Consider the following 22,770-nt stretch of genomic DNA (forward strand, 5'->3'; position numbering starts at 1 on the left):
GGCCGCAGCTCAGATGAGCAGTAATCTCAACGTCAACACCGGCAGCAACACCACGGTCTCCCCCGGGGGCCTGCCGAGCCGCCGCAACACCGAGCTGGCGATGCTCATCTTCGCGGTGCTCATCCCGGTGTTCGCCTACGCCAACGTGGGGCTCGCCAAGGAGGGCGAACTCCCCGCGGGCATGCTGGGTTACGGCCTCGGCCTCGGCCTTCTCGCCGGCGTCGGCCATCTGGTCGTACGCCGCTGGGCGCCGTACGCCGATCCCTTGATGCTGCCCATCGCCACCCTGCTCAACGGCCTCGGTCTGGTGCTGATCTGGCGCCTCGACCAGGAGCCGAGCATCACCACACCGGAACTCGGCGGCGCGATGGCGCCCGGCCAGCTGATGTGGTCGACGCTCGGCGTGGCGCTCTTCCTCGGCGTGCTCATCTTCCTCAAGGACCACCGCGTCCTGCAGCGCTTCACCTATATCTCCATGGTCGTGGCGCTGGTCCTGCTGATCCTGCCGATCTTCTTCCCGGCCCGGAACGGCGCCCGCATCTGGATCACCCTGCCGGGCATCGGCTCGCTTCAGCCCGGCGAGTTCGCGAAGATCATCATCGCGATCTTCTTCGCGGGCTACCTGATGGTCAAGCGGGACGCCCTCGCGCTCGCGAGCCGCCGCTTCATGGGCCTCTACCTGCCCCGCGGCCGTGACCTGGGTCCGATCCTGGCCATCTGGGGACTCAGCCTGATGATCCTCGTCTTCGAGACCGACCTGGGCACCTCGCTGCTGTTCTTCGGCCTCTTCGTGATCATGCTGTACGTGGCCACCGAGCGGACCAGCTGGGTCGTCTTCGGCCTCCTGCTGAGCTCCGCCGGTGCCGTCGCCGTCGCCTCGACGACGAGCCATGTGGAAGACCGCGTCAACAACTGGCTCGACCCGCTCGCCCACGCCTCCAACGACGGCGTCACCGAGACCGCCCAGGCCATGTTCTCCTTCGGCTCCGGCGGCATGCTCGGCTCCGGCCTGGGTCAGGGCCTCTCCCGGCTGATCGGCGGCATCGCCCCCAAGAGCGACTACATCCTCGCCACCGTCGGCGAGGAGCTGGGCCTGGCCGGCCTGATGGCGATCCTGGTGCTCTACGGGCTGCTCGTCGAGCGCGGCATGCGCACCGCCCTGGCCGCGCGCGACCCCTTCGGCAAACTGCTGGCCGTCGGCCTGTCGGGCGCCTTCGCACTCCAGGTCTTCGTCGTCGCGGGCGGTGTCACCGGCCTCATCCCGCTCACCGGCATGACGATGCCCTTCCTCGCACAGGGCGGCTCCTCGGTGATCGCCAACTGGGCGCTTATCGCCATCCTGCTGCGCATCAGCGACACTGCCCGCAGACCGGCTCCCGCCCCGGCACCTTCCCCTGACGCCGAGATGACCCAGGTGGTCCGACCGTGAACAAGCCACTCCGCAGGGTAGCGATCTTCTGCGGCCTGCTCGTCCTCGCGCTGCTGGTACGCGTCAACTGGGTCCAGTTCGTGCAGGCCGACGAACTGGCCAACCATGAGGACAACCGCCGCGTCAAGATCGACCGCTACGCCCAGCCGCGCGGCAACATCCTCACCAGCGACGGCAAGTCGATCACCGGGTCCAAAGAGACCGGCGGCACCGACTTCAAGTACAAGCGCACGTTCAAGGACGGCAAGCTGTGGGCCCCGGTCACCGGGTACGCCTCCCAGGCGTTCGGCGCCTCCCAGCTGGAGAAGCTCTACGACGGAATCCTCACCGGCGACGACGACCGGCTGTTCTTCAACCGCACCATCGACATGCTCACCGGCAAGCCGCAGAAGGGCGGCAACGTCGTCACCACGCTGAACTCGAAGGCGCAGAAGGCCGCTTTCGAAGGGCTGGGCGACAAGAAGGGCGCCGTCGCCGCGATCGACCCGCAGACCGGCGCCGTCCTCGCCCTCGCCACCACGCCCTCCTACGACCCGTCCAGCTTCGCCGGAAGCAGCGACGAGGACGCGGAGGCGTGGGCGGCGCTCCAGAAGAAGGAGAACCCGGACGAGCCGATGCTCAACCGGGCGCTGCGCCAGACCTATCCGCCCGGCTCCACGTACAAGCTGGTCACGGCGGCGGCGGCGCTGGAGAGCGGGGACTACAGCCTCGACGGCAAGACCGACTCGCCCGACCCGTACCAACTGCCGCAGACCACCGGCGACCCCCTGGGCAACGACGGTAACCACCCGGGGTGCAAGGACGGTTCGATCCGGGTCGCTCTGCAGTGGTCCTGCAACACGGTCTTCGCCAAGATCAGCGACGACCTAGGCAACGAAAAGATGCAGGAGATGTCCCAGAAGTTCGGCTACGGCGAGGACAAGCTGGACATCCCCGTCCGCGCCGCGGAGAGCGTCTACCCGGAGGACAACCGCCCGCAGAACGCCATGGCGGGCATCGGTCAGGCCAGCAACCGCGCCACCCCGCTCCAGGTGGCCATGTTCGCCTCCGCCATCGCCAACGACGGCAAGCTGATGAAGCCGTACATGGTCGACAAGCTGGTCGCTCCCAACCTCAACGTCGTCGAGCAGACGAACCCCGAGGAAATGGGCCAACCGGTCTCCCCGGAGAACGCGCAGAAGCTCCAGGAGGCCATGGAGACGGTCGTCGAGAAGGGCACCGGAAAGACGGCTCAGATTCCCAACGTCAAGGTCGGCGGAAAGACCGGTACCGCTCAGCACGGTGAGAACAACAGCAAGAACCCGTACGCCTGGTTCGTCTCCTACGCCAAGGGCGAAGACGGTTCGTCCCCGGTGGCGGTCGCCGTCGTGATCGAGAGTTCGAGCACCGCCCGTGACGAGATCGCGGGCAGCAAGCTCGCAGCCCCGGTCGCGAAGGGTGTCATGGAAGCGATCCTCGAGGAGAAGAAGTGAGAGGGACGGACGGGACGGGCGCCGGTCGCCGCGCCGACGTGAGACACGGCACAGCGAGCGCACCGCCCCGGTGACCGGGGTCACTCCGACCCCGCACGGCACGTCACTCGGGCCGGGTACCGTAACGACTTGGTGCACGATAGCCAGTGGACAAGCGAGCGGCGTCATGCGGCTTCGGGATCCAGGGCGGAGGAGGAAGGCGACGCGGAGCGTCGTTGACCGACGAGAACGCAGGAGACGGAGTCGCATGACGCCGGGAGCCCGCTGGCTATCGTGTACCGAGTCGTAAGCCGAGCAGCACACCGCCGGGCCGCACGCCAGGTGCGGCCCGGACGTACGGAGAGGGCTGGAGACTATGGAAGAGCCGCGTCGCCTCGGCGGCCGGTACGAGCTGGGCTCGGTGCTCGGCCGTGGTGGCATGGCCGAGGTGTACCTCGCTCATGACACGCGTCTGGGCCGCACCGTCGCGGTGAAGACGCTCCGGGTCGACCTCGCGCGCGACCCGTCGTTCCAAGCCCGTTTCCGCCGCGAAGCCCAGTCCGCGGCCTCGCTCAACCATCCGGCGATCGTCGCGGTCTACGACACCGGCGAGGACTACGTCGACCAGGTCTCCATCCCCTACATCGTGATGGAGTACGTCGACGGCTCCACCCTCCGTGAGCTGCTCCACTCCGGCCGCAAGCTGCTGCCGGAGCGGTCGATGGAAATGTGCGTCGGCATTCTGCAGGCGCTCGAGTACTCGCACCGCAACGGCATCGTCCACCGCGACATCAAGCCCGCGAACGTCATGCTCACGCGCGGCAGCCAGGTCAAGGTCATGGACTTCGGCATCGCGCGCGCCATGGGCGACTCCGGCATGACCATGACGCAGACCTCCTCCGTCATCGGCACCGCCCAGTACCTCTCGCCCGAGCAGGCGAAGGGCGAGTCGGTGGACGCCCGCTCCGACCTCTACTCCACCGGCTGCCTGCTCTACGAACTCCTCACCGTCCGGCCCCCGTTCATCGGCGACTCGCCGGTCGCGGTGGCCTATCAGCACGTACGGGAGGAGCCGCAGGCGCCCAGCTCCTTCGACCCCGAGATCACGCCCGAGATGGACGCGATCGTCCTCAAGGCACTCGTCAAGGACCCGGACTACCGCTACCAGAGCGCCGACGAGATGCGCGCCGACATCGAGGCATGCCTCGACGGCCAGCCCGTCGCCGCGGCTGCGGGGATGGGCGCCGCGGCCTACGGCGGCTACCCGGAGGACACCCCGACCACAGCACTGCGCGCCCAGGATCAGCACACCTCGATGCTGCCGCCCGTCCGCAACGACGACGGCGGGATGTACGACGACGACCCGCGCGGCGGCCGGCGCCGGGAGCCGCGGAAGAGTCACACCTCGACGATCCTGCTCGTCATCGCGCTGGTCTTCGTCCTGGTCGGCGCGATCTTCATCGGGCAGGCGCTGTTCAGCAGCAACGAGAAGGACACGGGCAGCGTGCCGGTGCCCGAACTCGCCGGCCAGTCCTACGCCGACGCGCAGCAACTCGCCGACAACGGCGGCTTCGAGGTCCAGAAGGGCCAGAGCAAGTACTGCAAGCAGAAGAAGGACACGATCTGCTCCAGTGATCCGGCGGCGGGCACCGAGATCGAGAAGGGCGAGACGGTCAGCCTGACGATGTCCAAGGGCGCCGCGCCCGTCGAGATCCCGGACGTCGAGGGCGACAACTACGAGGGCGCCAAGCAGGAGCTGGAGGACAAGGGCTTCAAGGTCAAGCAGACGACCGTGGAGTCCGAGCAGGCCCAGGGCACCGTCATCACCCAGTCTCCGGACGCCGGCGAGAAGGCCAAGCGCGGCTCCAACGTCACCCTCACCGTGGCGACGCAGACCCAGACCACCGTGCCCGACGTCGTCGGCCAGAACTACGACGCGGCCAAGACCCAGCTGGAATCGCTCGGGTTCACCGTGGTCAAGGTCGAGCAGGAGGACCCGGACAGCCCGGCCAACGAGGTCCTCGCCCAGACCCCGGCACCGTCTTCCAAGGCGGGGGACGGCAGCCAGGTCACCCTGACCGTCGCCAAGGCCCCGGCCGAACAGCCCGCCACCGTCCCGGACGTCACCAATCAGCTGGTGAAGGACGCACGCGGCGCGCTGGAGGGCGCGGGCTTCAAGGTGGAGGTCACCGGCGCTCCGGACGAGAACAACGCCACCGTCATGACCACCAACCCGCCCGCCAACACCCAGCTCAAGAAGGGCGACAAGGTGACCATCTACGCCCGCCCCGGCAAGCCGGGTGACGACGGGGGTGGCCCCGGTGGCGGCGGCGGGCCGGGCGGTGGCGACGGCGGCCCCGGCGGCGACGGCGGCTTCCTCGAAGGCATGCGCGGCGACCGCGACTGAGCCGCACGGCGAAGAGCGGCGGCGCCTCCCGCGCGGTGCGGGAGGCGCCGCCGTTTCGTGCGCCCTGCAGGTGGTTGCCCCGCCGGGGGACCAGGGGCCTCAATCACCCATGCTGGTGGCGCAGAGGGGGCCGGACGTTCGCGGCGCCGCGGTCAGCGGATCTCCTTGGGCAGGGTGCGCTCCGCGTCGACGGACTCGGTGCGGACCAGTTCACCCCACACGATGTAGCGGTGCTTGGAGGTGTAGACGGGCGTGCAGGTGGTGAGCGTGATGTAGCGCCCGGCCTCCTTCTTGCCCGAGACCTCCGGGATCTCCTTCAGCACGTCGACGTTGTACTTCGAGGTCTTCGGCAGCGTCTTGTAGACCTTGTAGACGTACCAGGTGTTCTTCGTCTCGAAGACGACCGGGTCGCCCTTCTCTATCTTGTCGATGTCGTGGAACTTCGCGCCGTGGCCGTCGCGATGGGCGGCGAGAGCGAAGTTGCCCGACTGGTCCCAGGGCAGCGCCGACTTGACCGGCTTCGTGTAGTAGCCCGCGGTGCCGTGGTTCAGCTCCTTGGTCGCGGTTCCCTTGGTGACGAGGATGTCGTCGTCCGACATGGACGGCACGCGCAGAAAGCCGATGCCCTCCTTGAGGGCCCGTTCCCCCGGGCCTTCGGAACCCCCGCGGTCCCGTGCCCAGTTGTCGCGCACCTTCTCGCTCTTGCGGTCCGCTTCCCGGTTGGCGACCACGTTCGTCCACCACAGCGAGTAGACGACGAACAGGGCGAGGATGACCCCGGCGGTGATCAGCAGTTCGCCGAAGCCGCTGACGATCACGGCGAGCGTGCCGCGCGTACGGCTGGTACGGCGGGGTGGGGTGGCGGCGGGCGCGTCCGTCTCGGGCTCTGACTCGGGCTCTGACTCGGGCTCTGACTCGGGCTTCGGCTCTGGGTCTGACTCGGGCTCCGTTGTCGCCGCGCTCCCCGGTATCTCCGCGGTGTCCGCGGCCTCTTCCGCGGGTGTGTCCTTCTGCGGATCCGGGGTGGCCGAAGGCTCGCCGTCCTCGACGTCCCGCCCGTGCTCTGCCACCGTCTACGCCCCGTCTCCCGCGCTGCCACCGACTACCCGACGAGAGCGTCCGGCTTGCCCTTGCTCCGCGGACGCTCCTCGACCATTTTGCCCCAGACGATGAGACGGTACTTCGAGGTGAACTCGGGAGTGCAGGTCGTCAGCGTCACGTATCGCCCGGGCTTGGTGAAACCGGACTGCGGCGGGACCGGCTGGACCACCGTCGTGTTCGACGGCGAGGTCGACGGCAGGCGGCTGTGCATCTTGTACGTGTAGTAGGTGTCCGCCGTCTCCACGATGATCACGTCACCGTCCACCAGTTTGTTGATGTAGCGGAAGGGTTCCCCATGGGTGTTGCGGTGCCCGGCGACGGAGAAGTTTCCCTTCTTGTCCCACGGCATCGCCGTCTTGAGCCCGGACTTCGCGTCGTAGTGGCCGACCATGCCCTTGTCCAGGACCGACTGCTTGTCCACTCCCTCCGCGACCGGGACCCGGATGTCCAGCTTCGGGATGTACATGATCGCGAAGCCCTCGCCCGCCTCGAACTTGCCCGGCTTCCGCTCCGGGCTCTGCTTCCAGCGGTCCTCCAGATCGTCGACCGCCTTGCCCGCCGCCTGGTGCGCCAGGACGTTCGTCCACCACAGCTGGTAGGCCACGAACAGCAGCATCAGCACGCCGAACGTGATGAACACCTCACCGATGAAGCGGCTGAGGATGACGGCCGGACCGTCCTTCGCCGCGCGGGCGGCCCGGCGCGCCTCCAGTCGTGTGCCCGCGCGCGGCGGCGGGGCGGCCGGGGCCGTGCTCTTGCGGCTCCGGCCCTTCGTCGTGGCGGCCTTGCGCCGCGCGGCCCTGCCCAGCTCGGCGCCCTCGGGGCGCCGCAGCCCGACGGTGCTGTCCCGCTCGTCCTCCTCGGCACGGGAAGCGGCGGAGCGAGCGCGGGGGCGCGCGGGGGCCGGTGGCTGCGGGGCCGGTTCGGGGACCGGGCCCTGCTGGAGATTCAGTTCCGCCAGCGGGAGGGCGGCCGTCTCGGACACGTCACCGTGTGAGGCGGGGAGGTCGCTGCCCCACTCCACCCGGGGCGTCATGGGCCCGGCGGCCGGATCGGGGGGCGCCGCCCAGTGCGACGCGGCGGGGTTGACGGGTTCCGGGGCCGGAGCCGGAGCCGGGGCGGGGGCGGGCTCGACGGGTTCCGTGTACGGCTCGGTGTACGGCGCTGTGTAGGGCTCGTAGTACGAGGCGGTGTCGGGGGGCCACCCCGTCTCCGCGACGCCGCTGTGCTGCGTCTGGGGCCGCTGTGGCTCCTGGGCCGGCCGGAACCACGGCGAGCTGTGCGCCGTAACCGGCGTCATCGGCGCACCCGCAACCTCCGCCGTGTCGACCGGCCCCGTATCTCCGGGCTCCGGTCCGGGCAGCCTGCCCGGCAGCGGATCGGTCAGCGGGTCGGCGAGCGCGTCCACCGCCGCCTCGTAGGCGCCCGGCTGCGCGTACGGGTCCGGCGGCGCGTAAGGGTCCGCGACGTACTGGTCGGCACCGTACGGGTCACCGCTGTACCGCTCGCCGCCGTGCTGCTCACCAGACGGGTCACCCTCGTACGGGTCGCCGCCGTACGGGTCGCCCCCCGCGCCTCCGTGCCCCGGGCGCACCGAGGTCACGTGCCGACGACCGGGGCCAGCCCTGCGGACCGCTCCACCGCGCCCGCGTCCCCGCACTCCGCCAGCCAGTTGGCGAGCATCCGGTGCCCCCACTCCGTCAGCACCGACTCGGGGTGGAACTGCACGCCCTCCACCGCCAGCTCGCGGTGCCGCAGTCCCATCACGACGCCCGACTCCGTCCAGGCCGTGACCGGCAGTTCGTCCGGAATCGTCTCCTCGCGCACTCCGAGGGAGTGGTAGCGGGTGGCGGTGAAGGGGGAGGGCAGCCCGGCGAAGACCCCGGCGCCCTCGTGGTGCATCGGCGAGGTCTTGCCGTGCAGCAGTTCCGGAGCGCGGCCGACGACCGCGCCGTAGGCCACAGCGATGGACTGCATGCCGAGGCACACCCCGAAGAGCGGCACCCCGCTGCCCGCACAGTGCCGCACCATGTCGACGCACACGCCCGCCTGCTCGGGCGCACCGGGGCCGGGCGAGAGGAGGACGCCGTCGAAGCCGTCCTCCGCGTGCTCCGTGAGCACCTCGTCGTTCCGTACGACCTCACACTCAGCGCCCAGTTGGTACAGGTACTGGACGAGGTTGAAGACGAAGCTGTCGTAGTTGTCGACGACCAGGATCCGTGTGGCGCCCATCAGCCCACTCCGCTCTCGCCGCCGTCGTCGACCGTCACATCGTTGAACGGGAGCAGTGGCTCCGCCCATGGGAAGACGTACTGGAACAGCACGTACACCACGCCGAGTGCCAGCACGAGAGAGAGCAGCGCCCGCACGTAGGCGTTGCCCGGCAGGTGCCGCCAGATCCAGCCGTACATCCTCTGATGCCGTCCTTCCGTCCACGCGCCGCCGCGGCGCGACCAGCGTCCACCAGAGTAACGGCCTACCTCGCGCCGGGGAGTCGATCAGCGACTGCCGTCAGCGCATCGGGGGACGGCTCACCTTCGCGGGCGACGGCGCCGCGGACGGTCGCCGCGGTTCACCCGGCGGGGGTGGCGTGCTGGAGTTCGACCGTGCCGGAGTAGCCGGGCAGCGTCATCGCGTCATGACCCTCGACCTTCCAGCCGAGCCCGTACGCCTCGACGTACTGCATGTAGTTCTGGATGGTGGGGGAGCCGTCGACGGCCTTGCGGAGGCGGTCGGGGTCACCGACGGCGGTGACCTTGTAGGGCGGTGAGTAGACCTGGCCCTGGAGGATCAGGGTGTTGCCGACGCAGCGGACGGCGCTGGTGCTGATCAGCCGCTGGTCCATCACCCTGATGCCCTCGGCGCCGCCCTGCCACAGGGCGTTGACGACGGCCTGGAGGTCCTGCTGGTGGATCACCAGGTCGTTGGGGTGCGGTTCGGGGACGTCGGGGACGAGGGCGGTGGCGTCCGGCGGGGCATCGCTCAGGGTGACGGTGAGGGCCTCACCGGAGACCTCCGTCGTGCCGGCGGAGCGCTTGAGCTTCTGCCGCGCGCGCTCCTCCTCCTTGGTGCTGCCGCCGTCACGTTCGGCCAGGGAGTCGACGGTCGCGCGCAGATCGGCGGCGGAGGATTCCAGCTTGCCGTTCTTCTTGCTCCGCTCCCGGATAAGGTCGGACAGGCGGAGCATGGAGTCGTCCGTACGGATGTTCGTGCCCTGTGAGGTGTCGAAGCTGATCCAGAAGAGCAGTCCGGCGAGTGCGAAGATACCGACTGTGGCCAGCCGGGCAGGTCGGATGCGAAAATTGGACACCGTACCCCTGTCTCCCTCAGCCCCTGATTAGCACTACGCTAACGGACCACCGTTCCAACGATTCACCCGCGCGGTCACGAAGCGCATCGACAGGAGAGTTTCCTCGTGCCGAAGTCACGGATCCGCAAGAAGGAAGATTTCACGCCGCCGGCGGCGAAGACCACGAAGCTCGACATGGGCGGTGGGGGGCGCCGCTGGGTCGCCCCGCTCATGCTGGCACTGTTCGGCATCGGCCTGGCGTGGATCGTCGTCTTCTACGTGACGGACAGCAGCCTGCCCGTCGATGCCCTGGGGAACTGGAACATCGTCGTCGGCTTCGGCTTCATCGCGGGTGGGTTCGTCGTCTCCACCCAGTGGAAGTAGCGGTCCGCCAAGCCCACCCCTGGAGTTATCCACAGGTTGATCCACACCCTTGGAAAACTCAGAAGATCTGTGGATAACTCAACTGGTGTTGACGCCGGTGTGACCGGTGTGGGCTCGCTCGGCAGGCCGCGTCCCCCGATCTTGCAGGGGAAACGTACCTCTGAGCGAATCCGGAGGTCGCTTCCACACTTCATGCACAAGATCCGACGCATGCTGTGGACAACTCGGCGGAACGGGCCCTCGGCCCGGCTCCACGGGCCCGTTCCCACCCGATTGCCCAGCCGGGAGCCGGGCCGGATTGATCGGTTGGTCAGGTCGTCAGATAGTCAGGCTGCGGTCAGCCGGGGACAGCGAGTCAGCCGGTCAGAGCCAGCGTGCGCAGCACGCACACCGCCACGATCACCAGCAGCGCCGCCCCGCAGGTGCCGTACTGCACCAGCGCCCGCCGCTCACGCGGCGCGTGCACCAGCGCGTACGCGATCACCGCGCCGAAGGCGAGGCCGCCGATGTGCGCCTCCCAGGCGATGTCGGACCAGGTGAAAGTGAACACCAGGTTGACAACCAGCAGCACCAGGATCGGCCGCATGTCGTACTGGAGTCGGCGCATCAGCACCGCCGTGGCACCGAACAGGCCGAAGATCGCACCGGACGCGCCGAGCGAGGGCGCCGCCGGATCGGCGATGAGATACGTCAGAGCGCTGCCGCCGAGCGCGGACAGCAGATACAGCGCCAGGAACCGGGCCCGCCCGAGGGCGGCCTCCAGGGGCGGCCCCAGGAACCACAGCCCCAGCATGTTCATGCCGATGTGCCAGATCTCCTGGTGCAGGAAGGCAGAGGTCAGCAGGCGGTACCACTGCCCCTCGGCGACACCCTCGGTCGGCAGGTAGAAGCTGTCGTGCGGCCACTGGCCGATCATCACCAGATCCGCCGTGAGCCGGTCGCCCGCCGTCTGCACCGCGATGAACAGCGCCACGTTGAGCGCCAGCAGCACCTTGGTGACCAGCCGGGCATCGGCCGCGACCGAACCGCCCGCGAGCGTGCGCGGCTGGCTCGCCCGGGGATGCTGCCCGGTGCCGGCCCCGGTCCTGACGCACTCCGGGCACTGGAAACCGACGGACGCCGTGATCATGCACTCCGGGCAGATGGGCCGCTCACAGCGCGTGCAGCTTATGCCCGTCTCGCGATCCGGGTGCCGGTAGCAGACGGCCACCGACTCATCCTGCTCCATGGACTTCCCCTTCAGCCTGATCCGCCCCACCTGACCGTATGCCCGTATGACGGTTCTACGGCCGAGTGGGGCGGATCAGTTCCCGGATTACCGGGGAGGGCTCAGAGTCTGTCTAGCGGCGCTCGATGACGACCGACTCGATAACGACGTCGTTGACCGGACGGTCGGTACGCGGGTTGGTCTTGGCGCCGCCGATGGCGTCGACGACCTTCTTGCCCGCCTCGGTGGTGACCTCACCGAAGATGGTGTGCTTGCCCGTCAGCCACGCGGTGGGCGCCACCGTGATGAAGAACTGCGAGCCGTTGGTGCCCGGCCCGGCGTTCGCCATGGCCAGCAGGTACGGACGGTCGAAGGCGAGATCCGGGTGGAACTCGTCCCCGAACTCATACCCCGGGCCGCCGGTGCCGTTGCCCAGCGGGTCGCCCGCCTGGAGCATGAAACCGCTGATCACCCGGTGGAAGATGGTGCCGTCGTACAGCCTGGCATTCGTCTTCTGGCCCGTCTCCGGGTTGGTCCACTCCCGAGAGCCCTCGGCGAGCTCAATGAAGTTCTTGACCGTTTTCGGGGCATGATTGGCGAAGAGCTGCACCTCGATGTCGCCTTGGTTGGTCTTCAGGGTGGCGTAAAGCTGCTCAGCCACGATCTACCTTCCATCAGTGTGCGTTGACTCGCCCGAGTCTCCCACGGACAGCCGGGAGGACCGTTCCGCCGTGACCCGGATGCCCCCTCTCACATGCCGGGCACCCGCCCGCCGGGCATGATCTGCGCTACGAGTGGAACGCGAGACATGTGTCTTCTCGGAGGAACGCCCTCCGAATCGTCCGAACCGTCCGGATCCCGGACACGACCGAGGAGGAGGAATCCGTGACCCGCATTGACAGCGCACGCGCCGCGGCCGACAGCGCCAGGGAGAGTGTGCGGCATGCCGCCGAGGCAGCGGCGCCCTACGCGGAGACGGCCAGGGGCACCGCCTCGCACTACGCCCAAGAGGCGGGCGCCCGGCTGGGTCCCAAGGTGTCCACGGCGGCCCGGCACGCCCGCTGCTCGGCCCGCGAGGGCTACAGCACGCATGTCTCGCCGCGCCTGATCAAGGCCCGCGAAGCGCTGCCCCCCGAGCTGGACCAGTCCGCCACCCGCGCCGCCCGCAGCACCCGCAAGGCGGCACGGCAGGCCGCCGACTACACGCTGCCGCGGGTGGAGAGCGCCCTCACGGAGGCGCGTACGGCGGCAGGTCCGGCGCGGGACGAGGCACGGGCGCGCAGTGCCGCCGCCCTGGCGGCGCTGCGGGGCGAGGTGAGCCCCAGCGAGATCGAGAAGCTGGTGCGCCACCGGGAGCGCCGTGCGCGCCGGGGCAAGCTGATGCGGCGGCTCGGGCTGGCCGGGCTGGTGGCGGGCGGCGCGTACGCGGCCTGGCGCTGGTGGGACCAGCAGGCGAACCCGGACTGGCTGGTGGAGCCGCCTCCCGCGACGGAGGTCGGTGGGCGGTCGGCGTTCAGCTCCGTGGACGGCTCGGGCCCGGAGGACGAGGTGAAGCAGGCCGAGGTGGGGCCGGAGGCGGCGGAGTCGGCTGCGCCGGAGTCGGAGGCGAAGGCCAAGGGGAAGTCCGAGGGCAAGTCCGAGGGCAAGTCCGAGGCGGAGCGGCGCCGGGGCGACGAGCCGCGCTGACCGGGCGCGCAAGGGCAGGAAGCAGCAGAGGTCAGGGAGCAGAGGTCAGAGCGTCACCGCGTAGAGCGAGTAATCCTCCTTCAGGCCGCGGTGGCCTCTGACACTGCAGTAGACGGCGCCGTCGGCGATGACCGGTGTCGAGAGCAGGGCCGCCTTGGGCTTGTCCTTGTCCGACCCGGTCACCGCCTCGGTCTGGTACGCCCAGCGCTGCTTGCCGGTGGCCGCGTCGACGGCGTACAGAAGGCCGTCGCCGCCCGCCACGCAGACGGTGCCCTCGGCGACGACCGGCTCCGGCGCCTTGCCCTGGGTGGGGAGGGTCCAGCGCTGCTTGCCCGTGGCGGCGTCGACCGCGTACAGCTTGCCCTCCACGTCGCAGGTGAAGACGGTGCTTTCGGTGACAGCCGGAGACGACGCCCACCCGGCCCTGGTGGAGAAGATCCAGCGCTGCCTGCCCGTGGCCGCGTCAAGCGCGTACAGGTTGCCGCCGTTGTCGGCGAGGTGGACGGTGTCGCCCGCGACCTTGGCCGTCGACCGCACGGACTCCCTGGTGGGGAAGGCCCAGCGCCGCTTTCCGGTGCCGGTGTCGAGCGCGTGCAGTCTGCCGCCGCTGGTGCCCAGGTAGACGGTGCCGCGCACGACCGCCGGGGGCGCCGGCGGCAGCCAGTCGCGGTCGGGGAAGGGGACGGCCCAGCGCTGCTCTCCGGTGGCGCCGTCCAGGGCGTGCAGGTCGGCCTCCCCGCTGCCCGCATAGACGGTGCCTCCGGCGGCGGTCAGCGAGGGCGCCGTCTTGTCGCTCTTGGTACGGAAGGTCCAGCGCTGCTTGCCGGTGGCGGCGTCGAGGGCGTACACGACGCCGTCGTAGGCGCCGACGTAGACGAGGCCGTCCGCCGCGGCCAGCGACTCGACCGCTTCCTTCACGGGGAAGGCTCCGCGTTCCTCACCGGTGGCAGGGTCGAGCGCGTAGACGGTGTGCGGCACACCGCCTCCGACGTGGAGGGTGCCGTCGACGAGTTCCGCGTTGGTGGTCACGACGAAGCCCGGGAGGGACCACCGCTGCGTACCGCTCTTCCGGGAGCGGGTGGCGGGACCGTCGCCGCTCGAGTCACCGCCCGAGTCGGCGCCGTTGCCACCGAGGAGCTGGAAGCCGGTGTAGCCGACACCGGCTGTGGCCAGTCCCGCCAGGCTGAGGAGTGCCCGCCTGCGGGTCCGTCCGGGCGGCGGGACGTCCGGGGGAATCGCGGGCGACGACGGCGACGAGGCGGGTGGCGCCGGGGCCGGAGACGCGAGGGCGGTCGGAGGGTGGACCGGTGCCGGAGGCCGCGCCGGGCCGACCGGCTCGCTCGTCCGCGTGGGCGAGTGCGGCGCGGCCGGGTCGCCGCCGCCCCCGGCTCCGGCCCCGACACGGCGGTGTTCCTGGAGCGCCTCGGCCACCGGCTGCGGGAGCCAGCTGTGCCCGGAAAGGAACCGGGGGCCCTCCTGCGCTCCCTCCCGGAAGGCGCCGTCGAACTCCTCGACCAGGCTCGCAACGGCGGGACGCTGCCCCGGTTCCTTGGCCAGACACCTGGCCACCACCGCGCCCAGGACCGGGGGCAGGGCACGCAGATCAGGCTGCTCATGGACGATGCGGTAGTTCAGGGCCTGGGCCGCACCGGCGCCGAACGGGCCGGAACCGGTGGCCGCGAAAGCCAGTACCGCCCCCAGCGAGAACACATCGCTCGCCGGACGGACCGGCTCACCGCTCGCGAGCTGCTCGGGGGACATGAAGCCGGGGGTACCGACCACCGTGCCGGACTGGGTGAGCGCGCTCATCTCGGCCGCGGCCGAGATACCGAAGTCGATGACCCGTGGACCGTCCGGTGCCAGCAGCACGTTCGAGGGCTTCAGGTCCCGGTGGATCACCCCGGCGTCATGGATTGCCTCCAGCGCCTCGGCCAGCCCCGCGCCCAGCGCCAGGACGCTCGCCTCGGGCCACCGTCCGTGTGCCGCCACCGCGTCGCCCAGGTGCATCCCGGGCACGTACTCCGTGGCCAGCCATGCCGGGGTGCCCTGCGGGTCGGCATCGACAACCGTGGCGGTGAAGAATCCGGTGACCCGGCGGGCCGTCGCCACCTCGCGGGTGAACCGCTGCCGGAAGGCGGCGTCTTCGGCGAGTTCCTCGCGCACGACCTTGACCGCCAGGGCGCGGCCTCCGGGCGAACGGCCCAGAAACACCCGGCCCATGCCGCCTGCGCCCAGCCGGGCCACGATCCGGTACTTGCCTATCCGGCGCGGATCCCCCGCCTCCAGTGCCGTGAACACTGAGAACTCCGCCACGCCGCCCCCGCTCAAGCCGCTCCACACGTCACGGACCATCGCCGCAGCACGCACGATACCCATGGACATGGCTTGATCAAGTGCCCCGCACGACAGGCCCGTTCGCCCGGACCGGGCCGGGTCCGCCCCTCGTCGGCCCGGCCCTTTGCCTGCTGCCCCCACCCCACTCGGGCGTCTCCGCGGCCTATACGGGCGCCTCCGCTGACACCGGCTCAGTCGCAGACTGGGGCACGGTTTCGGAGACGAACGACCGTGCTGCCAGGAGTACGCGCCGGTGGGTCTCCTGGGTCCCCACCGAAATCCGCACCCCGTCACCGGAGTAGGACCTCACCCGTACTCCGGCCCGCAGCGCCGCCGCGGCGAAGCGGTCGGAGGATTCGCCGAGGGGCAGCCAGACGAAGTTCCCCGACGAGGCCGTGGGCGTCAGACCCTGCGCCCCGAGGTCGCGCTCGAGGTCCGCACGCAAGCGCCTCACCAGCGCCAGCCGTTCGGCCAGTTCCTTCTCCTGCGCCATGGAGACGACGGCCGCCCGCTCCCCGGCCTGGGTGACGGAGAAGGGGATCACCGTCTTGCGTGCGCGCCGGGCGATCTCGGACGAGGCGAACGCGTAGCCGACCCGCAGGCCCGCCAGCCCGTACGCCTTGGAGAAGGTGCGGAGCAGCACGACGCCCGGGTAGGAGCGGATCAGTTCGAGATCGTGCGGATCGTCCTCCTCGTCGAACTCCATGTACGCCTGGTCGAGGATGGTGACCACATGCGGCGGGAGGCGCTCCAGGAACCAGCTCAGGTCGCTCCGGGCGATGCGGCGTCCCGTGGGGTTGTGCGGAGAGCACAGGATGACCGCGCGCGTACGCGGGTTGACCTGCGCCAGCAGCCCCGCCAGGTCGTGCTCGCCCGTCGAGGTGAGCGGCACCGCGACCCCCGTGGCACCGGTGACGGCTATCAGCAGCGGATAGGCGTCGAACCCCGGCCAGGCGTAGAGCACTTCGTCGCCCTTGCCGGCGAGGACGAGCAGCAGCTGTGCCAGTACGCCGCCGCTGCCCGGTCCCACCACGGTCTCTTCGCGGGCGGCACCGAAGTGCCGGGCCAGGTTGGTGCTCAGGAAGCGGGCGGCGGGGTCCGGATAGAGGTTGACCTGAAGGTTGGTCTCCCGCAGCGACTCCGCAACGGTCGGCAGCGGGGGGAGCATGAGTTCGTTGTTCGACAGGTCCAGTATCTCTTCGGTGTTCGCATGTTCCGTCGCCTCCGTGGCGCGGTAGGCGGAGAACTTGTCGAGTTCGGAGGCCCCGAAGGGCGGTGGGCTCGCATGACTCGTTGCCATCGGTTTCCTTCCGGGTGGTGCACGGGTCCGTGCGGCCGTCGGTTGCCCTTCGGGCAGCGTGACGGCCGCACGGCTCAGGCCGGGGTCCGGCAGCGGGGTCAGGTCCTGGCGGCGGGTTCCGGCCCCGGACCGCTCGCGTACGGCGGTCCCTGCCACCCGCCGGGCCCTGCTCTCCCGGACCGCCGCTGCTCGGCCGCCTCCTGACCCGGCCAGGCGACGAAGCGGCGCAGCCCGTAGAGCAGCGGCGTGCCGTCGACCTGCGAGATCCGGTCCACCTCACCGAAGACGACGGTGTGGTCGCCCACCCTCCGGGCGCCGCTGACCTCGCACTCCGCGACGGCGAACGCGTCGTGGACCAGCCAGGGCAGCCCGGACCACGACGGTTTCCAGTCCACCCAGGAGAACCGGTCCGGATGCGGACCGGAGAACACCTCGGCGGCGCCCCGCCCGCCGTCGTGCAGGAGGTTCACGGCGAAGCGGCGATGGGAGGTGACCGCCTCCAGCGTGGCGCTGCCGGTGCGCAGGCACACCAGCAGGGTGGGCGGGGAGAGGGTGGCGCTGGTCATCGATGAGCAGGTCATCCCCTGCGGCCTGCCCGCGACGTCCAGGCTGGTGACCACCGCGATGCCGGTGGGAAAGGCGCTCATCAGGTCGCGGTAGCTCTGCTGCTCTCGCGTCCCGTCGTTCATGAGACACCGTGCAACTGGCGCAGCAGGTCGTACGTCGAGGGCAGCGAGGCGACCATGTCCTCCCGCTTGCGCTTGATGTCGGCGAAGAGCTGCTCGGCCTCGGCGCTCGACTGCGGCTTGTAGGCGAGTACGGGCAGCGGGTGGCGCGGCAGCATGCCCATTCCGGCGAAGATGCAGTAGTAGCTGCCGTTCGTCCAGAAGTTGCGGAACTCGGCCTCGAAGTTGCCGTAGTACGTGTTCTCGTCGGTCGTCGGCAGGTTGACCGGCAGCCCCGCGCGGTAGGTCGCGACCTTGTCCTTGATGCTCTCGGCGAGCGTCAGCTCCTTGTTCGCCTGCCAGAACGGCGTGTCCACCCGCGGCGAGAAGTAGTAGTGCGCCTGGAGGAAGTCGCGGGTCTCGTCGAACATCTCCTCGATCTCCCGGTTGAACCGGTCGACGATCACCTTGTCGAAGGTCTTGTCGGGGAAGTGCTTGGCCAGCATGTGGATGGCCGAGTAGATGAAGTAGATGCCGGTGGACTCCAGGGGCTCCACGAAGCACGAGGACAGGCCGACGCTCACGCAGTTGCGCACCCAGGCCCTGCGGTTGCGCCCGACCCGGAAGCGGACGTGGTTGAACTGGGTGTTGTCCGGGTCGAGCCCCCACAGCCGGGCGAAGTCCAGGGTCGCCTGGTCCTGGCTGGTGAAGTCCCTGGAGTAGACGTAGCCGCTGCCGAACCTGTTCAGCAGCGGGATCTTCCACGTCCACCCGGAGGGCATGGCGATCGAGGAGGTGTAGGGCTCGACACCGTTCGTCTCGTCGTCGTGCGGCACGGAGGTGGCCACCGCGCTGTTGCACAGCAGGTGGTCGCTCATGTCGATGAACGGCTCCTCCATCGCCTTGTTGATCAGCAGCCCGCGGAAGCCGGAGCAGTCGATGAACAGGTCGCCCTTGAGCAGCTGTCCCGACTTGGTGCGCAGGGCCGAGATGAAGCCCCGTTCGTCGGTGAGTACCTCGGTCATCTCGTCCTGCACGTGCTCCGCCGCCTGCTTCTTGACCGCGAAGTCACGCAGGAACCCGGCCACCAGGTGGGCGTCGAAGTGCCAGGCGTAGTTGGCCGCCCGCTTCATGTCGAGCCAGCGGGGGGCCTTCTTCGCGTTCATGATCGCGGTTTCGGGGAAACACGCCTCGTCGTAGGCCTCGTCCGTCTCGCCCCGCAGCTTCTTGGCCGCCCAGTAGTGGGAGAGGGGTATCTGGTCGGCGGACGCGAGCAGGCCGAAGGGGTGGTGGAAGGTGTCCGGACGGCCGTTGACGGTGCGCGGTACGGGGCTGCCCTCGCCGGGCGTGCTCCAGTTGACGAACTTCACCGCCATCTTGAAGCTCGCGTTGCACTCGCGCATCCACTCCTCCTCGGGGATGCCGAGATAGTCGAAGAAGGCGCGCTGGAGGTTGGGGACGGTGGCTTCCCCCACGCCGATCCGCGGGATCGCCGGCGACTCCAGGACCACGATCTTCACCGTGTTCTGCAGCGCCTTGCCGAGGTAGGCCGCGGCCATCCAGCCCGCGGTGCCTCCGCCCAGGATCACGACTGTCTTGATGCGAGTGTCCACGTTGACTCCTCTGGAGATTCGAGCGAGATGTTCTTCGGTCGATCGCGGTGGCTCACGTGCGGCGGCCTGCGACACCGGGCGTCGGGCTCGGACGCGGACTCGGGCGGCAGGCGTCGGTTGTCGGGGTTCGGGTGTGGGATGCGGGTGCCAGCGCGGTGCCAGGCGCGGTGACAGGCGCGGTGACAGGCGCGGTGACAGGCGCAGCGTCAGGCCGAGAGCAGGCCCTTGGTGCGCAGTTCGGAGATGACCGGTTCGGTCAGACCCGCGGCACGCGCTTCCGGCAGGGTCAGGGACGCCGGGATGCTCTGCTCGAAGGAGAAGAGGTCCGCGGGGTCGTACCTGCGCTTGACCTCCATCAGTCTGGGGAGGTTGTCGCCGTAGTAGGCGTGCAGCCAGTTGTCCAGATCGCGGTCCGGGCTGTTGACGTAGGCGCCGCCGGTCATGAAGCAGTCCATCTCCTCGCGGGTGCCGGCCAGCCAGTCGAGGTGCTCGCTGTCGTTCTCCGCGCCGTGCCAGTGGCCCAGGTACTCGACGCACAGGGACGCGTCTCGGTGTGCGAACGCCGACTGGTCCGCCGGTACGCTGCCGAGCACGGCGCCGCCGAGGCCGTAGAACCCGGTCTTCACCCCGGCGGGCGCGTCCCGGTGCCGTCGTTCCAGCACCTTCAGCGCGGGCGCGTCGAGCGGTCCGGCGGAGAGCGCGGGTACGAACTTGGCCCTGATCGAGGGCACTTGTTCACTGAACAGCCCCACGCTTTCCATGAAGGGCATCGTGCGGAGGGAGGTGTCGCGCGGCGGATGCCTGTCGGTCAACGGCTGGAGGATCGACTTCAGTTCGTCGGCCGATCCCTCGAAGAGTCCGGTCGTCAGGACCGTCCCGGCCGAGCGCGGGAAGAGGTTGAACCGGGAGTTGACCCGCGAGTCGGCGAGCAGTATCCACTGCTGCCACGCGTCGAGGACCGAGATTCCCCCCTCCCAGTCCCATTCCAGCCTGTAGAGGGTCACCTCCGAGACGGGCTTCATCTCGAAGGTGTACGAGGTGGCGATCCCGTAGTTGCCGCCTCCCCCGCCCCGGCAGGCCCAGAGCAGGTCCGGATGGCTCTCGTCGTCGACCCGGAGCGATTCGCCCTGCGCGTCGACGACGGTGAGCCCGACCAGGCTGTCGATGAGCAGACCGCGGGAGCGCACCAGCATGCCGATCCCGCCGCCCAGCACGTGCCCGCCGATCCGGATGTCGGGGCACACCCCTGCCGGGATGGTGCCGCCGACCGACCACAGGGACTCGTACAGCTCACCGAGCAGGACGCCGGGGCTGATGACGGCCCGTGTCCGGTCGTCGTTCACCGCGACGCCGCCGAGTTTCGACAGGTCGATGATGATGCCGTCGTCGACCGTGCAGAAGCCCTCACTGTTGTGCCCGCCGGAGCGGATGCGGAAGGGGACGCCGTGTTCCCGTACGTAGCCCACCGCGGCTGCCGTCTCAGCGGTGTTCCGCGGGTACATGACCGCGCGGGGACGGCAGTCGAAGCGGTCGTTCCAGATGTGCCGCGCCCGCTCGTAACCCGGATCGGACGGTACGACCACAGGACCGACGTTCTGAGGGTAATCTGCCATGCTTCCTCCACTCTCTGACGCCGCACCGGACAGCCGCAGCCGGACAGCCGCAGCCGCGGAATGCCGGGGCGGGCGTCCCTCACGCGGCTCCGTTGTGTCCCTGTGCGAAGAACCTGATGGTCATCTCCCTGGCCCGCGCCGACGGGTCCTCGGAGCCGGGCGGGCGCCAGGCGGCGTAGGTGTGCGTGATGCCGTCGCCCCGGCTCTCCAGGTAGCAGATGATGTTGAGCGGCCATCCGGCGTTGCGGAAGAGGTATTCGTCCATGCGGCTCGGCCGCTCGCTCAGGCTGTCCGTGCCGCGCTCGTGCGCCGGGCCGATGCGGTGCCAGTCGGGGTGCATATGGACCGACCCGAGCATCTCCAGGCCGGCGTTCTCGAACTCGCGGACTATCTTCAGGAGTTCGCGGGAGTCGCACCAGAAGCCGCGCTCCCCGTCGTCGTACTGCTTGCCGAACTGGGGGACGATGTTCTCCCTGAACTCCTCCAACGGCACGGCCTCGACGGCCCGTACGTTGGTCGCGAACGCGATCTGCTTCACCACCAGCGCGTCGTCCTCCAGCACGCCCCCCAGCAACCCGAAGCTGTTGGGGCGGTGAAGCGGCGAGTCGACCGCGGTGACCGACTCCAGACCGAGGCGGTACTCCGCTATCGCGTCCTCGACGAAGGGGGCGAAGGTCTCCGCGTCGGCGACCACCACCTCGATGTCGTCGAAGCCGCCGGTGGTGGTGGGGGCGGCAGTGGTTTCCTGCGGAATCCTGCTGTCCAGCACTGTGGTTCTCCTCTCACGGGGTCGGTGATACGGCTCGCCGGCGGGATCGGGCCGGGCCCTAGACGATCCCTCCGTTGGCGTGGAGGACCTGCCCGTTGATCCAGCCGCCCGGCTCGCTGAGCAGGAAGGTCACCACCGCGGCGATGTCGTCCGGCCGCCCGATCCTGCCGAGCGGAATCTGCTTGGCCAGGGCCTCGACGGCCTCCGGCGGCCTGCCCCGCAGGAACAGCTCGGTGCCGGTGGGCCCCGGGGCGACGGCGTTGACGGTGATCTCCCGGCCCGCCAGCTCCTTGGCCAGCTGCCGGGTCAGCACCTCGACCGCCGCCTTGGAGGCGTTGTAGACGGCCTGACCCGGCATTCCCAGTGCCAGTGCGGAGCTGGAGAAGGTGACGATGCGACCGCCCGCCCGCACCCGTGTCGAGGCGGCCCGCAGCATCAGGAAGGTGCCGCGGAAGTTGACGTCCACCACCCGCCGGAAGCTCTCGTCATCGGTCTCGGCCAGCGGCCCGCGCTGCGAGGCGTGCGCTCCCGCGCAGACGACGACGTCGTCCACACCGCCGTACCTCTGCTCCGCCTCGGCGAACAGCCTCCCGACCGCGTCCGGCTCGGCGATGTCGGCGCGTACCGCCTTCGCGCGACCCCTCCCCGCTTCGCCGATCTCGGCGGCCAGCTTGTCGGCGGTGCCGGAGTCCTGCGCGAAGCCGATGACCACATCGGTGCCGCCGGCGGCCAGTTCGCGGGAGATCTCCGCTCCGATCCCCCGGCTGCCACCCGCCACGATCGCGACCCTTCGTCGCGCCGGGGCGGTCACTTCTCCGTCTCCGTACGTACGCGCAGCTCGCCCACGGCGGCCCGGCCCCGCTCGGACCAGGGTGTCTCCTCGCCGTCCTCGAACCGCTGCCCGTACGACTCGAGGAAGCGGATGCGGTCGGGGACGGGATCGTCCACGCGGTTCAGGAAGGGCAGATCGGAGTCGACCATGTGCCTGATCGCGAGCAGCGGAACGGGGCTGCGCAGCGGCCGGAAGTCCGGGTTGTGGAGCCCGCCCTGCTCGCTGCGCGGGTGGAACTTGCCGATCATCAGACCTGATTCGACGAACTCCGCCTTGAGCCTGCGGTGCGTCTCGTCCACCGCTTCGGCCGCGTCCTCCTCCTTCACGTCGGGGAGGATGATCAGGATCGCCTTGTCGATGGCCTCCGGTCCGGACACCGGTTCGGTGCGGAGGAAGACCTCCCGGAACCGGCTGATGATCCGGTCGATCTCCGCCTCTGAGCGGTTCTTCGTGCGGAGCACCACGAAGGAGACCTGGTTCGAGGAAAGGGCGCGGGGGATGAACGGGCAGACCGAGCCGCCGCGGCCGAGTTCGGCGTGCGGGCGGGCGAGAAACTCGTCGCACCAGTCGGTGATGGATTCGATGACCGGCAGATCCCTTGCCATCCGTGCCAGTTCCTGCGACCGGTAGACCGCGGGCATTCCGTCCGCGTCCATGTCCTCGGCAGGGCTCACTGCCCCTGCGGTATCC

Annotated in this window: 20 protein-coding genes; 5 read left to right on the forward strand and 15 right to left on the reverse strand. The window is 69.7% G+C overall.

What is annotated here, in order from left to right; all coding sequences use genetic code 11:
- Nucleotides 1-13 precede the first annotated feature (13 nt).
- From LHJ74_RS04175 to pknB, 3 genes are all read left to right on the forward strand, one after another.
- On the forward strand, nucleotides 14-1,429 hold the full coding sequence (locus tag LHJ74_RS04175; RefSeq protein WP_260216120.1) for an FtsW/RodA/SpoVE family cell cycle protein: 1,416 nt from the start codon (nucleotides 14-16) through the stop codon (nucleotides 1,427-1,429).
- Nucleotides 1,426-2,901: a peptidoglycan D,D-transpeptidase FtsI family protein gene (locus tag LHJ74_RS04180; RefSeq protein WP_260216121.1), complete on the forward strand. Its 1,476-nt coding sequence runs from the start codon at nucleotides 1,426-1,428 to the stop codon at nucleotides 2,899-2,901. Before LHJ74_RS04175 ends, LHJ74_RS04180 begins: the two co-directional genes overlap by 4 nt.
- Nucleotides 2,902-3,256: 355 nt before the next feature.
- Nucleotides 3,257-5,287 (forward strand): Stk1 family PASTA domain-containing Ser/Thr kinase, encoded by a 2,031-nt coding sequence (gene pknB / locus LHJ74_RS04185; protein ID WP_260216123.1) that lies wholly within the window; start codon nucleotides 3,257-3,259, stop codon nucleotides 5,285-5,287.
- Between the two features lie 152 nt (nucleotides 5,288-5,439).
- Here the strand turns inward: pknB and LHJ74_RS04190 are convergent, their stop codons facing one another.
- From LHJ74_RS04190 to LHJ74_RS04210, 5 genes are all read right to left on the reverse strand, one after another.
- Nucleotides 5,440-6,105 (reverse strand): class E sortase, encoded by a 666-nt coding sequence (locus LHJ74_RS04190; protein WP_375546671.1) that lies wholly within the window; start codon nucleotides 6,103-6,105, stop codon nucleotides 5,440-5,442.
- Between the two features lie 284 nt (nucleotides 6,106-6,389).
- A complete protein-coding gene (locus LHJ74_RS04195; protein ID WP_260216127.1) occupies nucleotides 6,390-7,991 on the reverse strand; it encodes a class E sortase in 1,602 nt (533 codons plus the stop codon).
- The gene (locus LHJ74_RS04200) at nucleotides 7,988-8,620 is read right to left on the reverse strand and encodes an aminodeoxychorismate/anthranilate synthase component II (protein ID WP_260216128.1); all 633 of its coding nucleotides are present in this window, start codon (nucleotides 8,618-8,620) and stop codon (nucleotides 7,988-7,990) included. Before LHJ74_RS04200 ends, LHJ74_RS04195 begins: the two co-directional genes overlap by 4 nt.
- Complete coding sequence (locus LHJ74_RS04205; RefSeq protein ID WP_260216129.1) at nucleotides 8,620-8,799, reverse strand: hypothetical protein; 180 nt, start codon at nucleotides 8,797-8,799, stop codon at nucleotides 8,620-8,622. The genes LHJ74_RS04200 and LHJ74_RS04205 overlap by 1 nt, the downstream gene beginning before the upstream one ends.
- A 161-nt stretch (nucleotides 8,800-8,960) precedes the next feature.
- Entirely contained in the window at nucleotides 8,961-9,698 is a 738-nt protein-coding gene (locus LHJ74_RS04210; RefSeq protein ID WP_260216130.1) for a DUF881 domain-containing protein, read from the reverse strand.
- Between the two features lie 105 nt (nucleotides 9,699-9,803).
- Between LHJ74_RS04210 and crgA the strand changes: the two genes are divergently transcribed.
- Nucleotides 9,804-10,061, forward strand: coding sequence for a cell division protein CrgA (gene crgA, locus LHJ74_RS04215; RefSeq protein ID WP_260216131.1), 258 nt, complete (start codon nucleotides 9,804-9,806; stop codon nucleotides 10,059-10,061).
- Nucleotides 10,062-10,416: 355 nt separating this feature from the next.
- Here crgA and LHJ74_RS04220 read toward each other — a convergent pair whose 3' ends face one another.
- Entirely contained in the window at nucleotides 10,417-11,289 is an 873-nt protein-coding gene (locus tag LHJ74_RS04220) for a rhomboid family intramembrane serine protease (RefSeq protein ID WP_260216132.1), read from the reverse strand.
- A gap of 112 nt (nucleotides 11,290-11,401) precedes the next feature.
- On the reverse strand, nucleotides 11,402-11,929 hold the full coding sequence (locus tag LHJ74_RS04225; protein WP_260216134.1) for a peptidylprolyl isomerase: 528 nt from the start codon (nucleotides 11,927-11,929) through the stop codon (nucleotides 11,402-11,404).
- Nucleotides 11,930-12,153: 224 nt separating this feature from the next.
- Here LHJ74_RS04225 and LHJ74_RS04230 point away from each other — a divergent pair, with 224 nt between their 5' ends.
- Nucleotides 12,154-12,954, forward strand: coding sequence for a DUF5324 family protein (locus LHJ74_RS04230; RefSeq protein WP_260216135.1), 801 nt, complete (start codon nucleotides 12,154-12,156; stop codon nucleotides 12,952-12,954).
- 45 nt (nucleotides 12,955-12,999) lie between these two features.
- Here the strand turns inward: LHJ74_RS04230 and LHJ74_RS04235 are convergent, their stop codons facing one another.
- The 8 genes from LHJ74_RS04235 to LHJ74_RS04270 form a co-directional block, all read right to left on the reverse strand.
- On the reverse strand, nucleotides 13,000-15,336 hold the full coding sequence (locus LHJ74_RS04235; protein WP_260216136.1) for a serine/threonine-protein kinase: 2,337 nt from the start codon (nucleotides 15,334-15,336) through the stop codon (nucleotides 13,000-13,002).
- A gap of 115 nt (nucleotides 15,337-15,451) precedes the next feature.
- Nucleotides 15,452-16,588 carry an aminotransferase class I/II-fold pyridoxal phosphate-dependent enzyme gene (locus tag LHJ74_RS04240; RefSeq protein WP_260216137.1) on the reverse strand — a complete coding sequence of 379 codons (1,137 nt, stop codon included), beginning with the start codon at nucleotides 16,586-16,588 and terminating at the stop codon, nucleotides 15,452-15,454.
- Between the two features lie 98 nt (nucleotides 16,589-16,686).
- Complete coding sequence (locus LHJ74_RS04245; RefSeq protein WP_260216138.1) at nucleotides 16,687-17,277, reverse strand: flavin reductase family protein; 591 nt, start codon at nucleotides 17,275-17,277, stop codon at nucleotides 16,687-16,689.
- A complete protein-coding gene (locus LHJ74_RS04250) occupies nucleotides 17,274-18,866 on the reverse strand; it encodes a tryptophan halogenase family protein (RefSeq protein ID WP_311203250.1) in 1,593 nt (530 codons plus the stop codon). The genes LHJ74_RS04245 and LHJ74_RS04250 overlap by 4 nt, the downstream gene beginning before the upstream one ends.
- A gap of 206 nt (nucleotides 18,867-19,072) precedes the next feature.
- On the reverse strand, nucleotides 19,073-20,479 hold the full coding sequence (locus LHJ74_RS04255; RefSeq protein WP_260216139.1) for an FAD-binding oxidoreductase: 1,407 nt from the start codon (nucleotides 20,477-20,479) through the stop codon (nucleotides 19,073-19,075).
- A gap of 79 nt (nucleotides 20,480-20,558) precedes the next feature.
- The gene (locus tag LHJ74_RS04260; RefSeq protein ID WP_260216140.1) at nucleotides 20,559-21,248 is read right to left on the reverse strand and encodes an MPN domain-containing protein; all 690 of its coding nucleotides are present in this window, start codon (nucleotides 21,246-21,248) and stop codon (nucleotides 20,559-20,561) included.
- A 58-nt stretch (nucleotides 21,249-21,306) separates the two neighbouring features.
- Nucleotides 21,307-22,059, reverse strand: a complete 753-nt coding sequence (locus LHJ74_RS04265) for an SDR family oxidoreductase (RefSeq protein ID WP_260216141.1) — start codon at nucleotides 22,057-22,059, stop codon at nucleotides 21,307-21,309.
- Nucleotides 22,056-22,754: a DUF6875 domain-containing protein gene (locus tag LHJ74_RS04270; protein ID WP_260216142.1), complete on the reverse strand. Its 699-nt coding sequence runs from the start codon at nucleotides 22,752-22,754 to the stop codon at nucleotides 22,056-22,058. Before LHJ74_RS04270 ends, LHJ74_RS04265 begins: the two co-directional genes overlap by 4 nt.
- Between the last annotated feature and the right edge of the window lie 16 nt (nucleotides 22,755-22,770).

The sequence above is a fragment of the Streptomyces gossypii genome, assembly GCF_025165795.1.
Lineage (GTDB): Bacteria > Actinomycetota > Actinomycetes > Streptomycetales > Streptomycetaceae > Streptomyces > Streptomyces gossypii.

Bases quoted from the DNA above. Each gene is read 5' to 3' on its own strand.
- LHJ74_RS04255 (WP_260216139.1), bottom strand. From the start codon at position 20,479: ATGGCAGATTACCCTCAGAACGTCGGTCCTGTGGTCGTACCGTCCGAT.
- LHJ74_RS04220 (WP_260216132.1), bottom strand. From the start codon at position 11,289: ATGGAGCAGGATGAGTCGGTGGCCGTCTGCTACCGGCACCCGGATCGC.
- LHJ74_RS04245 (WP_260216138.1), bottom strand. From the start codon at position 17,277: ATGAACGACGGGACGCGAGAGCAGCAGAGCTACCGCGACCTGATGAGC.
- LHJ74_RS04205 (WP_260216129.1), bottom strand. From the start codon at position 8,799: ATGTACGGCTGGATCTGGCGGCACCTGCCGGGCAACGCCTACGTGCGG.
- LHJ74_RS04240 (WP_260216137.1), bottom strand. From the start codon at position 16,588: ATGGCAACGAGTCATGCGAGCCCACCGCCCTTCGGGGCCTCCGAACTC.
- LHJ74_RS04200 (WP_260216128.1), bottom strand. From the start codon at position 8,620: ATGGGCGCCACACGGATCCTGGTCGTCGACAACTACGACAGCTTCGTC.
- LHJ74_RS04175 (WP_260216120.1), top strand. From the start codon at position 14: ATGAGCAGTAATCTCAACGTCAACACCGGCAGCAACACCACGGTCTCC.
- LHJ74_RS04235 (WP_260216136.1), bottom strand. From the start codon at position 15,336: ATGTCCATGGGTATCGTGCGTGCTGCGGCGATGGTCCGTGACGTGTGG.
- pknB (WP_260216123.1), top strand. From the start codon at position 3,257: ATGGAAGAGCCGCGTCGCCTCGGCGGCCGGTACGAGCTGGGCTCGGTG.